The organism is Clostridium weizhouense, assembly GCF_019431045.1.
Lineage (GTDB): Bacteria > Bacillota > Clostridia > Clostridiales > Clostridiaceae > Clostridium > Clostridium weizhouense.
In genome coordinates, this window is record NZ_JAHXPT010000007.1 from 23987 (window position 1) to 38819 (window position 14833).

The following is a 14833-nucleotide window of genomic DNA, read 5'->3' on the forward strand; positions in this document are numbered from 1 at the left end:
AATGAAAGAAAAAGCAAGAGGCTCAAAAAGAATACATAACAAAGATAAAATATTTAATAAACCAGAAGTAGAAGAAAGAGAAGACTTAGTAATTGGTAGAAATGCAGTAATTGAAGCTTTAAAAACAGATAGAAATATAGAAGTCTTATATTTAGCTAATTCTAAACTTGAAGGTTCAATAAATGCTATTGTTAAATTAGCAAAAGAAAAGAAGATTTTAATTAAAGAAGTTGATAAAAAGAAATTAGATAGTTTATGTAATGGGGCAGTACATCAAGGTGTTATTGCTAAAGTAACTCCTTATAAATATGCGGAAGTGTCAGATATATTATCTTTAGCAGAAGAAAGAGGAGAGAAACCTTTTATAGTTATTTTAGATGAAGTAGAAGATCCTCATAATTTAGGATCAATTATAAGAACAGCAGAATTGTTTGGAGTTCATGGTATTATTATACCTAAAAGAAGAAGTGCTTCAGTTAGTACAATGGTATATAAATCTTCAGTTGGAGCAATAGAACATGTTAAGGTTGCAAAAGTCACAAATTTAAATGCTGTAATAGATGAATTAAAAGAAAAAGGTATTTGGATATATGGTGCAGATATTAGAGCGGAAGAATATAGTTATCAAACAGATTTTAGTGGACCATGTGCACTTATCATTGGAAATGAAGGAAAAGGAATATCTAAGTTAACACTAAAAAAATGTGATAAGTTAATAAAAATACCTATGGTTGGTAAGATTAATTCTTTAAATGCTTCAGTAGCAGGTGGTATAATGATGTATGAAGTATTAAAAGGGCGTTTAAGATAAGAGAGAGGTACTATTGTGAAAATTATTTTTGTTGATGGGTATAATGTTATAAACAGTTGGCCAGATTTAAAAATAAAAAAAGAATATAGTTTTGATGGTGCTAGAAAATCTTTAATAGATGCTATGCATAACTATGGAGTGTATAATGATTGCAAAGTTATAGTGGTTTTTGATGCACATAAGGTAGCTGGCAGTATTAAAAAAGTAGAAAATCTTAATAAGAATTTAGAAATAGTTTTTACTAAAGATGGAGAAACTGCAGATAGCTATATAGAAAAAGAAGTGAATTATTTAGGTAGAAAATATGAAGTTATTGTTGTAACTTCTGATTGCTTAGAACAACAAACTATTTTCCAAAGAGGGGCAGTTAGAATGTCATCTTTAGAGTTTTATAATGAAGTTATAAATGTTGAAAAATCAATAAGGAATAAAACAAATAACAATAAACCATTAGATAGAAATAGTTTGAGTGATAATATAGAGTTAGATGTTTTGAAAAAATTAGAAAAAATCAGGAGAAGTCAGTAAAATACATTGACTAACGTATTTTTGCTAGGGTATAATTGTTTACATAAAGTTACACATTATTATAAAAGGAGAAAGTTGAGAGTGGATATTGGGTGAATTTTTAGAGTTTAAAGAAAAATTAGATGAAGAAATAGTACTAGAAGCTAAAAAAGGTAATACTAGAGCACAAGAGTACTTAATTTCAAAATATGAAAATTTTGTAAAGTCGAAGGCGAAGTCTTATTTCTTGATAGGTGCAGATAAAGAGGATATTTATCAAGAAGGTATGATAGGATTATATAAAGCAATAAGAGACTTTAAGCCTGATAAATTAACATCATTTAAAGCCTTTGCAGAATTATGTGTGACTAGACAAATCATAACAGCAATTAAAACTGCTACAAGGCAAAAACATATTCCATTGAACACATATATTTCACTAAATAAGCCTATATATGAAGAAGAGTCTGAAAGAACATTGTTAGATGTTTTAGCTGGAATAAAAATTTCGGATCCAGAAGAGTTAGTTATAAGTAAAGAACATATGGACGATATTGAAGCAGCTATAGCAAAAGTTTTATCAGATTTGGAATTAGAGGTTCTTATGTCTTATTTAGATGGGAAGTCTTATCAAGAGATTGCATGTGATTTAGATAGACATTCAAAATCAATTGATAATGCTTTACAGAGAGTTAAAAGAAAGCTAGAAAAATGCTTAAATATAAAGTAATTAATTTATATTGACAAACAAAACGAATAATAGTAAACTTTATAATTGGTATATCAAGAAAATCGTGAGTTTGAGTGCTCACGTAGCTCAGTAGGTAGAGCGTCGCCTTGGTAAGGCGGAGGTCGTCGGTTCAATCCCGATCGTGAGCTCCAATTATAAAAAATAAAAAACACTAGGCAAGGTTTATTAAAGGATAAGAGGAGGATTTTACAATGTCAAAAGCAAAATTTGAGAGAAGTAAACCACACGTAAATATTGGAACAATCGGTCACGTAGACCATGGTAAGACTACATTAACGGCTGCAATCACAACAGTTTTAGCAAACAGAGGATATGCAGAAGCATTTAACTATGCAGATATCGATAAGGCTCCAGAAGAAAAAGAAAGAGGAATCACAATCAATACTGCACACGTTGAATACGAAACAGAAAACAGACACTATGCTCACGTTGACTGTCCAGGACATGCTGACTATGTTAAGAACATGATTACAGGAGCAGCACAAATGGATGGAGCTATCCTAGTATGTTCAGCAGCAGATGGTCCAATGCCACAAACAAGAGAACATATCCTACTAGCATCAAGAGTTGGAGTTGACTACATCGTAGTATTCTTAAACAAAGCAGATATGGTAGATGACGAAGAATTATTAGAATTAGTTGAAATGGAAGTTAGAGAATTATTAAGCGAATATAACTTCCCAGGAGATGATATTCCAGTAATTAAGGGTTCAGCATTACAAGCATTAGAAAACCCAACAGATGAAGCTAAAATAGCTCCAATCTTAGAATTAATGGAAGCAGTAGATAGCTACATTCCAACTCCAGAAAGAGCAACTGATAAACCATTTATCATGCCTATCGAAGATGTATTTACAATCACAGGTAGAGGAACAGTTGCAACTGGTAGAGTTGAAACTGGAGTACTTCACGTAGGAGACGAAGTTGAAATCGTAGGATTAAGTGAAGAAAAGAGAAAGACTACAGTAACAGGAATCGAAATGTTCAGAAAGTTATTAGATGAAGCACAAGCTGGAGATAATATAGGAGCATTATTAAGAGGTGTTCAAAGAACTGATATCGAAAGAGGTCAAGTATTATCTTTACCAAATTCAGTACACCCACACACAAACTTTGTAGGTCAAGTATACGTACTTAAAAAAGAAGAAGGTGGAAGACATACTCCATTCTTTGATGGATATAGACCACAATTCTACTTCAGAACAACAGACGTTACAGGATCAATAAAATTACCAGATGGAATGGAAATGGTAATGCCAGGAGATCACATTGATATGAAAGTTGAATTAATCACTCCAGTAGCTATGGATGAAGGATTAAGATTCGCTATCAGAGAAGGGGGAAGAACTGTAGGTTCAGGAGTTGTTACTAGCATAGCTAAATAATAGCTTAACTTAATTTAAATAAAATCAAAAAAATATAATAGGACTAGGTGTTTAAACCTGGTCCTTTCCAAAGAGTATTGACATTTTACATATTCTATGATATTGTGTAAAAAGTAACGCTTAAATAAATAAGAGACTGAATCTCTTATTGAATATATATAAAAGTGGAGGTGCAGTTGTGAGAACAAAAATAACTTTAGCATGCACAGAGTGTAAACAAAGAAATTACGATTCAATGAAAAATAAAAAGAATAACCCAGATAGATTAGAAATGAAGAAATACTGTAAGTTTTGTAAAAAACACACACTTCATAGAGAAACTAAGTAGTCAATATAAGGTGCGACATATACTTATTAATTTTTAAGGATGTGAAGTTATGTCAGTAAGTAATAGTGTAAAAACTAAGGAGACTGCTAAAAAAAGCAGTTTATTTGGTTTTTTTAGAGAGGTTAAGGCAGAAGTTAAAAGAATAACTTGGCCTTCAAAGGATGAGACAAAGAAAGCATTTATTGCAGTGGTTATATTCGGCATAATATATATTATATTAGTTGGCGGATTAGATTTTATTTTCAAGAACCTCTTTGAAATGATTTTTAATATTAAGTAAAAGGAGGTTTAGGTGATATTTAACTCACCTGATAAGTATGAGTGATAGAGCAAGATGGTATGTAGTACATACATATTCTGGATACGAAAATAAGGTTAAAGCAAACCTCGAAAAAGCAATTGAAAACAGAAATCTTGAATCATTAATTCATGATATGCAAGTACCAATGGAAGAAGTGATTGAAGAGAAAGATGGAAAACAAAAAGTCTCATTAAAGAAAAAATTTCCTGGTTATGTACTTATAAAGATGGTAATGACTGATGAATCTTGGTATGTTGTAAGAAATACAAGAGGAGTTACAGGATTTGTAGGACCAGGATCAAAGCCTGTTCCACTTTCTGAAGAAGAAGTTGAATCGATGGGAGTTTTAGAAATGCCTGTTGAAATTGACTTAGAAGTAGGAGAAAGTATAAGAATTATCTCTGGACCTTTAAGAGATTCAGTAGCTAAAATTCAAGAGATAATTTTAGATAAGAGAAAAATAAAGGCTTTAGTAGACATGTTTGGCAGAGAGACTCTTGCCGAATTAGACTTTAATCAAGTTGAAAAATTAGTTTAATATAAACTGATTTTAATTAAGTGGGAGGACTAGAAGTCCGTATATACCACAGTATAGGAGGAATAACAAAAATGGCTAAGAAAGTAACTGGAATGATTAAACTTCAACTTCAAGCAGGTAAGGCAACACCAGCACCACCAGTTGGTCCAGCATTAGGTCAACATGGTGTAAACATAATGGGATTCTGTAAGGAGTTTAATGCTAAAACTGCAAATCAAGCTGGATTAATAATACCAGTAGTTATAACAGTTTACCAAGACAGATCTTTTAGTTTCATATTAAAGACTCCTCCAGCTGCTGTTCTAATCAAAAAAGAATTAGGATTAGAAAGCGGATCAGGAGTGCCTAATAGAACAAAAGTAGGTAGTTTAACTAAAGATCAAGTAAGAAAAATTGCCGAAACTAAAATGCCAGACTTAAATGCTGCTAACATCGAATCAGCTATGAGAATGATCGAAGGTACAGCAAGAAGTATGGGAGTAACAATTCAAGAGTAATTCGTAAAAATAAGTGGGAGGTCAAAACCGTTAATACCACAGAGGAGGCTTATTTATGGGAAAGAAATATGTTGAAAGTGCAAAGTTAATAGATAAAAGTGCTTTATATAATCCAACAGAAGCATTAGACTTAACTGTAAAAACTGCAAAAGCAAATTTTGATGAAACTATTGAGTTACATGTAAGACTTGGTGTTGATCCAAGACATGCAGACCAACAAGTAAGAGGAGCAGTTGTATTACCTAATGGAACTGGTAAAACAGTAAGAGTTCTTGTATTTGCTAAAGGAGATAAAGCTACAGAAGCTCAAGAAGCTGGAGCAGATTTCGTAGGAGCTGAGGAATTAGTTCAAAAGATCCAAACTGAAAACTGGTTTGATTATGATGTTGTAGTTGCAACTCCAGATATGATGGGTGTAGTTGGTAGAATTGGTAGAGTTTTAGGACCTAAAGGATTAATGCCAAACCCTAAATCAGGAACAGTAACATTTGATGTTGCTAAAGCAATTGCTGAAATTAAAGCAGGTAAGGTTGAGTACAGAGTAGATAAAACTGCTATAGTTCACTGCCCAATAGGAAAGAAATCTTTTGGTACTGAAAAGTTAAAAGAAAACTTTGCTACATTAATGGAAGCTTTAGTTAAAGCTAAACCAGCAGCAGCTAAAGGACAATACTTAAAATCAATAACTGTTTCAAGTACAATGGGACCTGGAGCAAAAATTAATCCTACAAGAGTATTAGATTAGTATTGACATAATTAATGAAGTATGATAAAATACTTTTTGTTGTGAAAAGTTAAATATTTTTTCCATAGACAGTAGGTGCGTAAGCATAAGGTATAACTACCTACCGAGGATATATAGTAATTAAGTTTATTATAGGTCTTCTCTGTCTATGGGAAGATCTTTTTTAATAGAAATAAGCAGTTTAAAGACTGTGAGGAGGTGGACTGTAGTAATGAATAAGAACAGACAACTTAAAGAAGCAAAGGTTGCTGAGATTAAAGAAAAGTTAGAAAAATCAAAAGCTGTCGTTTTTGCTAAATATCAAGGATTAACTGTTGAAGAAGATACACTTCTTAGAAAGAACTTAAGAGAAGTTGGAGTTGAATATAAAGTATATAAAAATACTTTAGTTACTTTAGCTGCTAAAGAATTAGGTTTAGATGGTGCTGTTGAATATTTAGAAGGACCAATAGCTATTGCATTTGGATACGAAGACGTTACTGTTGGAGCAAGAGTTTTAAATGATTTTGCTAAAGATCATAAGAAATTAGAATTAAAAGCTGGTATCGTAGAAGGAGAAGTCTACGATTCAGAAAAAATCAAACAACTTGCAACAATACCTTCAAAAGAAGTACTTATTGCAAAACTTCTTGGAAGTATCAAATCTCCACTATCAAATCTTGCATACTTATTAAGTGCAATTAAAGATAGTAAGGATGCTGAATCAGCAGAATAATTAAAAAATAAAATTTTATGAAAAAATTTCGGAGGTGCTATTAAAATGACAAGAGAAGATATCATTCAAGCTATAAAAGAAATGAGCGTTTTAGAATTAAATGAATTAGTAAAAGCTTGCGAAGAAGAATTTGGAGTAAGCGCTGCTGCTCCAGTTGCAGTTGCAGGTGGTGCAGTTGCAGGTGGTGCTGCTGAAGAAAAAACTGAATTTGATGTAGTATTAGCTAACGCTGGTGCAAACAAAATTAAAGTTATCAAGGCAGTAAGAGAATTAACTGGATTAGGATTAAAAGAAGCTAAAGAAATAGTTGATGGAGCTCCTAAGACATTAAAAGAAGCTGTTTCTAAAGAAGAAGCTGAAGACATGAAAGCTAAATTAGCTGAAGTTGGAGCTGAAGTAGAAGTTAAATAGTTTAATTTCTTAAATATAAAAAGGTGCTGATTATAGCACCTTTTTTAAACTCATTTTATAAAGCTATATAAAATGTTCATTTAAAAAGTGAGTATTCTATATAGCTTTATAGTTATAAAAATGTCAGTATGGTTTAGTTTTTAACTTGAAAATAAAATATTGACAATGAAAATTTTATGTGATAGTATCATATAATGTACTTAACCATGATAATGGATAAGTGTATATTCATGGGAAAAAAAGTATAATTTGCGAATAAGTGGTTATACTGAAAGAAGACGCTGTCCGAAAGCATAAATCCTTAGGGAGAGTATGTTTTTGGTTATTTTAGTTTATACAAGGGGTGAAAGTTGATGGTACATCCTGTCCAAGTTGGAAAAAGAACAAGAATGAGTTTTGGTAAAGTTAAAGATGTTACCGAAATGCCAAATCTGATTGAAGTACAATTAGATTCATATCAATGGTTTTTAAAAGAAGGATTACATGAAGTATTTGATGATATTAATCCGATTACAAATTTTACTGGTAATCTAGTTTTAGAATTTGTAGATTACAAACTTGATATGGATAATATCAAATATTCTGTTGAAGAATGTAAAGAAAGAGATTCAACGTATGCAGCACCGTTAAAAGTTTCAGTAAGATTACAAAACAATGAAACTGGTGAAATTAAGGAACAAGAAGTTTTTATGGGTGATTTCCCATTAATGACAGAACAAGGTACTTTTATAATTAATGGTGCAGAAAGAGTTATTGTTAGCCAATTGGTAAGATCACCAGGCGTGTATTACAATTACTCTATTGATAAAACAGGTAAAAAATTATATTCAGCTACTGTAATTCCAAATAGGGGTGCGTGGTTAGAGTATGAAACAGACTCTAATGATATTATTTATGTAAGGATTGATAAGACAAGAAAACTACCAATTACTATTTTAGCTAGAGCTATGGGATTTGGAAGTGATCAAGAATTATTAGATTTCTTTGGAGAAGATGAAAGATTTAGAGCAAGTATTGAAAAGGATAATACTAAGACTAAAGAAGAAGCACTACTTGAAATATATAAGAGATTAAGACCAGGTGAGCCACCAACAGTAGATAGTGCAATATCATTAATAGACTCACTATTTTTTGACGCTAAAAGATATGATTTATCTAGAGTTGGAAGATACAAATTTAATAAGAAACTTGCATTAAATTTAAGAATTACAAATCAAATAGCAGCAAGTGATATTATAAATCCTTCAACAGGCGAAATTATGATTGAAAAAGGTCAAAAAATAAGCAGACTATTAGCAGAAGATATTCAAAATGCTGGTGTTAAAACAGTTGATGTATTAGTTGACGACAAAATTGTTAGAGTTATCAGTAATCATTTTGTTGATATAACTAAGCAAGTGCCTTTTGACGTATCTGATTTACAAATAAAAGAATTAGTACATTATCCAACTTTAAGAGAAATATTAGATAATTTCTCTGATGAAGATAGTATTAAAGAAGAAATAAAGAAGAATATAAGTAGACTTATTCCAAAACATATTATAAGAGATGACATATTTGCAACTATTAGTTATGAATTAGGTTTGCCTTATGGAATAGGTTATGTTGATGATATAGACCATTTAGGTAATAGAAGATTAAGATCAGTAGGAGAATTATTACAAAATCAATTTAGAATTGGTTTATCAAGAATGGAAAGAGTAGTTAAGGAAAGAATGACTATTCAAGACCAAGAATCTATTACTCCTCAAATGTTAATTAATATAAGACCAGTTGCGGCATCTATTAAAGAATTCTTTGGTAGTTCTCAATTATCACAATTCATGGATCAAACAAATCCATTATCTGAATTAACACATAAAAGAAGATTGTCTGCATTAGGACCAGGAGGTCTTTCAAGAGAAAGGGCTGGTTTTGAAGTTAGAGACGTTCACCATTCTCATTATGGTAGAATGTGTCCTATTGAAACACCAGAAGGTCCAAATATAGGACTTATTAACTCTTTAGCTACATTTGCAAGAGTTAATGAATATGGATTTATTGAAACTCCATATAGAATTGTAGATAAAGAAAATGCTAGAGCAACAGATGAAATTAGATATTTTACTGCTGATGAAGAAGATCAATATCTAATTGCACAAGCAAAAGAACCATTAGATGAAAATGGGTATTTTATAGATAAAAAAGTTACGGTAAGATACTTAGAAGATGTATTAGTTGTTCCAGCTAATGATGTTGATTTAATGGATGTTTCAGCTAGACAAATAGTATCAGTAGCTACAGCTATGATACCTTTCTTAGAAAATGATGATGCATCAAGAGCACTTATGGGATCAAACATGCAACGTCAAGCGGTTCCATTATTAAAGCCACAAGCACCTATTGTTGGAACAGGAATAGAGTTTAAGGCAGCAGTAGATTCAGGAGTACTTCCAAAAGCAAGAAATGCAGGGGTTGTTACTTATGTGTCTGCTAATGAAATCCGTGTTAAGAGAGATTCAGATGGGGGAACAGATACTTATAGACTATTAAAGTTTAAAAGAAGTAACCAAAGTAGTTGCATAAATCAAAGACCTATAGTAAGTACTGGGGAAATTGTATTTAAAAATCAAGTTCTTTCGGATGGACCTTCAACTGACTTAGGAGAAATAGCACTAGGAAAGAACATAAGAATGGGCTTTATAACTTGGGAAGGTTATAACTACGAAGATGCTATGCTTATTTCTGAAGAATTAGTAAGAGAAGATGTATTTACTTCTATGCATATCGAAGAATATGAATGTGAAGCTAGAGACACTAAACTTGGACCTGAAGAAATAACAAGAGATATACCTAATGTAAGTGAGGATGCACTTAAAGATATAGATGATAGAGGTATAATCAGAATAGGTGCTGAAGTAAGATCAGGAGACATATTGGTTGGTAAGGTTACACCAAAGGGTGAAACTGAACTTACAGCAGAAGAAAGATTATTAAGAGCAATCTTTGGAGAAAAAGCTAGAGAAGTAAGAGATACTTCGCTAAGAGTTCCTCATGGAGAAGCTGGGATAATAGTTGATATAAAAGTATTTACAAGGGAAAATGGAGATGAATTAAATCCAGGAGTAAATGAACTTGTAAGATGTTATATAGTTCAAAAAAGAAAAATTTCAGTTGGAGATAAAATGGCAGGACGTCATGGTAATAAGGGGGTTATCTCTAGAATATTACCGGAAGAAGATATGCCATTCTTACCAGATGGTAGACCGTTACAAATATGCTTAAATCCACTAGGTGTACCTTCACGTATGAATATCGGTCAGGTACTTGAAGTTCATTTAGGTTGGGCTTCTAGTCAATTAGGTTGGCATATAGCAACACCAGTATTTGACGGAGCAACTGAAAGTGAAATAGAAGAATGCTTAGAAAAAGCAGGGTATAATGCAAATGGAAAAACTGTATTATATGATGGAAGAACTGGTGAAGCATTTGATAATCCAGTTACTGTTGGTATAATGTATATCTTAAAGCTTGCGCATTTAGTTGATGATAAGATACATGCTAGATCAACAGGACCATATTCATTAGTTACACAACAACCACTAGGAGGAAAAGCTCAATTTGGTGGTCAAAGATTTGGAGAAATGGAAGTTTGGGCATTAGAAGCTTATGGAGCAGCTCATACATTACAAGAAATATTAACTGTTAAATCAGATGATGTTGTAGGTAGAGTTAAAACATATGAGGCTATTGTTAAAGGTGAAAATATACCAGAACCAGGAGTTCCAGAATCATTTAAAGTACTTATTAAAGAACTTCAAGCATTATGCTTAGATGTTAAAGTTTTAAATGAAGATAACCAAGAAGTTAGCTTAAGAGAAACTGTTGATGAAGAAATGGCAGATTTAGAAGTTAACATAGAAGGTGCAGAAGAAGTTGTGCCAACTGAGAATGTTGAAGAATTAGATGATGGTTATAAAGAAGAAGATTCCGAGGAAATGGATTATGATGAAAATTTCGAAATAGTAGAATTCGAGGATGATTTAGAACTAGATGATTTTAATGATGAACACTAATTTTGAAGGGAGGATTTACCCTTGTTTGAGTTAAATAATTTTGATGCCATGCAAATTGGCTTAGCATCTCCAGGACAAATAAGAGAGTGGTCAAGAGGAGAAGTTAAAAAACCGGAAACTATTAATTACAGAACATTAAAACCAGAAAAAGATGGTCTTTTCTGTGAGAGAATATTTGGACCTATGAAAGACTGGGAATGTCATTGTGGAAAATACAAGAGAGTAAGATATAAAGGTATAGTTTGTGACAGATGTGGAGTTGAAGTTACAAAATCTAAGGTAAGAAGAGAAAGAATGGGGCATATAGAACTGGCTGCCCCAGTTTCTCACATTTGGTATTTCAAAGGAATTCCATCAAGAATGGGATTGTTAATGGATATGTCACCAAGAGCTTTAGAAAAAGTTTTATATTTTGCATCTTATATAGTAATAGACCCTAAAGAAACTTCTTTATTAAAGAAACAACTTCTTAATGAAAAAGAATATAGAGAAGCTGTAGATAAATATGGAGAAGATAGCTTCATTGCTGGAATGGGTGCAGAGGCTATTCAAGAATTACTAGGAGAAATTGATTTAGAAGCTTCTGCTAAAGAACTTAAAGAAGAACTTAAGCAAAGCACTGGTCAAAAGAGAGTAAGAATAATAAGAAGATTAGAAGTTGTAGAATCTTTTGCTAAATCAGGTAATGATCCTAAATGGATGATTATAAATGTAATACCAGTAATTCCACCTGATTTAAGACCTATGGTTCAATTAGATGGTGGTAGATTTGCAACATCTGATTTAAATGATTTATATAGAAGAGTTATTAATAGAAATAATAGATTAAAGAAACTATTAGATTTAGGAGCACCAGATATAATTGTTAGAAATGAAAAAAGAATGCTTCAAGAAGCAGTAGATGCTCTTATTGATAATGGTAGAAGAGGTAGACCTGTAACAGGGCCAGGTAATAGACCTTTAAAATCTCTTTCGGATATGTTAAAGGGTAAACAAGGTAGATTTAGACAAAACTTACTTGGTAAAAGAGTTGATTACTCTGGTAGATCTGTTATTGTTGTTGGTCCAGAACTTAAAATGTATCAATGTGGTCTTCCAAAAGAAATGGCTTTAGAACTATTTAAACCATTTGTAATGAAAAAATTAGTTCAAGATGGAATTGCTCATAATATAAAGAGTGCAAAGAGAATGGTTGAAAGAGTATTACCACAAGTATGGGATGTATTAGAAGAAGTTATTACAGATCATCCAGTGTTACTTAACCGTGCTCCGACTCTACATAGATTAGGAATTCAAGCATTCCAACCAGTATTAGTAGAAGGTAGAGCAATTAAACTTCATCCATTAGCATGTACAGCATACAATGCCGATTTCGATGGTGATCAAATGGCTGTTCACGTTCCGTTATCAGTAGAAGCTCAAGCAGAAGCTAGATTCTTAATGTTAGCAGCTGGAAACATTCTTAAGCCGTCAGATGGTAAACCAGTATGTGTACCTACACAAGATATGGTTCTTGGATCTTACTATTTAACAATGGATAGAACTGGAGCTAAAGGTGAAGGTATGGTCTTCTCAAGTAAAGATGAAGCTATAATGGCTTATGAATCTAAAAATATAGAAATTCATGCACAAATTAATGTTAGATTATTTAAAGAGTTTAATGGTGTAATGGAATCAGGAATAATTAAGACTACAGTAGGAAAGCTTATATTTAATGAATCTATTCCTCAAGATTTAGGATTAGTTAATAGAGAAGATGATAATGAAAAATTTAATTTAGAAATTGATTTCTTAGTTACTAAAAAGTCATTAGGAAAAATAATAGATCAATGTTATATGCAACATGGTCCTACTAAGACATCTATAATGCTTGATAACATAAAAGCGTTAGGGTATCATTATTCATCAATCGGAGCTGTAACAGTTGCAGCATCAGATATGATTGTACCTCAAGCTAAGTATGATTTATTAAAAGATGCGGATGAAACAGTAGATAAAATCGAAAAGATGTATAAAAGAGGATTCATATCTGATGATGAAAGATATGAAAGAGTTATAGAAAAATGGACTAAGACCACAGAAGATGTAGCAGATGCATTAATGGATAGTATGGATAAATTCAATCCTATATACATGATGGCTGATTCAGGAGCCAGAGGATCTAAGTCTCAAATTAAGCAATTAGCTGGTATGAGAGGACTTATGGCGAGTCCTTCAGGTAAGATACTTGAATTACCAATCAGAGCATCATTTAGAGAAGGTCTTGATGTATTAGAGTACTTCATATCTACTCATGGTGCGAGAAAAGGTAATGCTGATACGGCGTTAAAGACTGCCGATTCAGGTTACTTAACAAGAAGACTTGTTGATGTATCACAAGATGTAATTGTTAGATCAGAAGATTGTGGAACTGATGAAGGAATATATGTATCTGAAATTAAAGAAGGTTCAGAAGTGATAGAAGAACTTAGAGAAAGATTACTAGGTAGATATACAGCTGAAGATGTTGTTGATCCTTCTACTTCTGAAATATTAGTTAATAAGAATGAGTATATGGATTCTGCTAAAGCTGATAAAATTGTCTCAGCAGGAATTAAAAAAGTGAAAATTAGATCTGTATTTACATGTAACTGTAAGGTTGGTGTATGTGCTAGATGCTATGGAATGAATATGGCAACTGCTAAAAAAATAGATATCGGAGAAGCAGTTGGTATAATAGCAGCTCAATCAATTGGAGAACCAGGAACACAGCTTACAATGAGAACATTCCATACTGGAGGAGTTGCAGGAGCTGATATAACTCAAGGTTTACCTAGAGTTGAAGAATTATTTGAAGCTAGAAAACCAAAAGGTCTTGCTATAGTAAGTGAGATTGCTGGTAATGTTAGAATAGAAGAAACTAAGAAAAAGAGAACAGTATTTGTTATGGGTGCTGATGCTGAAGAATGTAGTTATGATATACCTTTTGGTTCAAGACTAAAAGTATATGATGGAGATTACATTGAAGCTGGAGATGAAATAACAGAAGGTTCAGTAAATCCTCATGATATTATGAATATTAAAGGTGTGGATGGAGCAAGAAGATATTTACTTTCAGAAGTTCAAAAGGTATATAGATTACAAGGTGTTGATATTAATGATAAACATCTAGAAGTAGTTGTTAGACAAATGACTAGAAAAGTAAAAGTAACTGAGTCAGGTGATACTGAATTATTACCAGGAACTATGATTGATATATTTGATTTTGAAGAAGAAAATGCTAGAGTTAGAGAATTTGGTGGAGAAGAAGCTAAAGGAGAACAATCGCTATTAGGTATAACTAAAGCAGCATTAGCTACTGATAGTTTCTTATCAGCAGCATCATTCCAAGAAACTACAAGAGTTCTTACTGAAGCAGCAATAAAAGGGAAGATTGATCCATTAATTGGATTAAAGGAAAATGTTATTATCGGTAAGTTAATTCCAGCAGGAACTGGGATGATGAGATACAGAGCTTTAAATTTAGATACAAAAAATAAAAATTTAGAAGAAAATGATATTGAGACTGTCTAATAATTTAATTTTATTGACATGAGTATATTTAAATGATAAAATACAGTTTGTGTGGTTTGAGAAAGCCATATAAAATGATTTTGTTAATAGTATTTCATGAAGACAAATTTAATTTGTCTTCATGAGTTTTTATCAAATTGTATATTTATATAAATATATCATTTATTATTAAAAAGTAGTTTTAAAGAATTTAGATAAAAGTGTTTATTTAGCTTTTGTCTAATTAAAAACGTGTTT

General features: G+C 32.0%; 13 protein-coding genes, 1 tRNA gene and 1 other annotated feature. All 14 genes read left to right on the top strand.

Features of this window, described 5'->3' with window-relative positions; genetic code table 11:
* Position 1: 1 nt before the first annotated feature.
* The 14 genes from rlmB (at position 2) to rpoC (ending at position 14596) form a co-directional block, all read left to right on the top strand.
* Positions 2–811: a 23S rRNA (guanosine(2251)-2'-O)-methyltransferase RlmB gene (gene rlmB, locus KYD98_RS09670; RefSeq protein WP_219779617.1), complete on the top strand. Its 810-nt coding sequence runs from the start codon at positions 2–4 to the stop codon at positions 809–811.
* Positions 812–826: 15 nt separating this feature from the next.
* Positions 827–1339 (top strand): NYN domain-containing protein, encoded by a 513-nt coding sequence (locus KYD98_RS09675; protein ID WP_219779618.1) that lies wholly within the window; start codon positions 827–829, stop codon positions 1337–1339.
* Positions 1340–1427: 88 nt separating this feature from the next.
* Positions 1428–2048: an RNA polymerase sporulation sigma factor SigH gene (sigH, locus tag KYD98_RS09680; protein ID WP_219779619.1), complete on the top strand. Its 621-nt coding sequence runs from the start codon at positions 1428–1430 to the stop codon at positions 2046–2048.
* 76 nt (positions 2049–2124) lie between these two features.
* Positions 2125–2200 (top strand) — tRNA-Thr (locus KYD98_RS09685).
* 60 nt (positions 2201–2260) lie between these two features.
* Positions 2261–3454, top strand: coding sequence for an elongation factor Tu (gene tuf / locus KYD98_RS09690; RefSeq protein ID WP_219779620.1), 1194 nt, complete (start codon positions 2261–2263; stop codon positions 3452–3454).
* 178 nt (positions 3455–3632) lie between these two features.
* Positions 3633–3782, top strand: a complete 150-nt coding sequence (gene rpmG / locus KYD98_RS09695; RefSeq protein WP_219779621.1) for a 50S ribosomal protein L33 — start codon at positions 3633–3635, stop codon at positions 3780–3782.
* A gap of 49 nt (positions 3783–3831) precedes the next feature.
* Positions 3832–4062 (top strand): preprotein translocase subunit SecE, encoded by a 231-nt coding sequence (secE, locus tag KYD98_RS09700; protein ID WP_219779622.1) that lies wholly within the window; start codon positions 3832–3834, stop codon positions 4060–4062.
* 37 nt (positions 4063–4099) lie between these two features.
* Positions 4100–4621: a transcription termination/antitermination protein NusG gene (gene nusG / locus KYD98_RS09705; protein WP_219779623.1), complete on the top strand. Its 522-nt coding sequence runs from the start codon at positions 4100–4102 to the stop codon at positions 4619–4621.
* A gap of 71 nt (positions 4622–4692) precedes the next feature.
* A complete protein-coding gene (gene rplK / locus KYD98_RS09710) occupies positions 4693–5118 on the top strand; it encodes a 50S ribosomal protein L11 (protein ID WP_219779625.1) in 426 nt (141 codons plus the stop codon).
* A gap of 55 nt (positions 5119–5173) precedes the next feature.
* Entirely contained in the window at positions 5174–5863 is a 690-nt protein-coding gene (gene rplA / locus KYD98_RS09715) for a 50S ribosomal protein L1 (protein ID WP_219779627.1), read from the top strand.
* A gap of 44 nt (positions 5864–5907) precedes the next feature.
* Positions 5908–6037, top strand: a sequence feature (ribosomal protein L10 leader region).
* A 37-nt stretch (positions 6038–6074) separates the two neighbouring features.
* Positions 6075–6578 (top strand): 50S ribosomal protein L10, encoded by a 504-nt coding sequence (rplJ, locus tag KYD98_RS09720; RefSeq protein ID WP_219779630.1) that lies wholly within the window; start codon positions 6075–6077, stop codon positions 6576–6578.
* Between the two features lie 45 nt (positions 6579–6623).
* Entirely contained in the window at positions 6624–6989 is a 366-nt protein-coding gene (gene rplL / locus KYD98_RS09725; RefSeq protein WP_219779632.1) for a 50S ribosomal protein L7/L12, read from the top strand.
* A 353-nt stretch (positions 6990–7342) separates the two neighbouring features.
* On the top strand, positions 7343–11044 hold the full coding sequence (gene rpoB, locus KYD98_RS09730) for a DNA-directed RNA polymerase subunit beta (protein ID WP_219779634.1): 3702 nt from the start codon (positions 7343–7345) through the stop codon (positions 11042–11044).
* 21 nt (positions 11045–11065) lie between these two features.
* Positions 11066–14596 (top strand): DNA-directed RNA polymerase subunit beta', encoded by a 3531-nt coding sequence (gene rpoC, locus KYD98_RS09735; RefSeq protein WP_219779635.1) that lies wholly within the window; start codon positions 11066–11068, stop codon positions 14594–14596.
* The last annotated feature ends 237 nt before the right edge of the window (positions 14597–14833 follow it).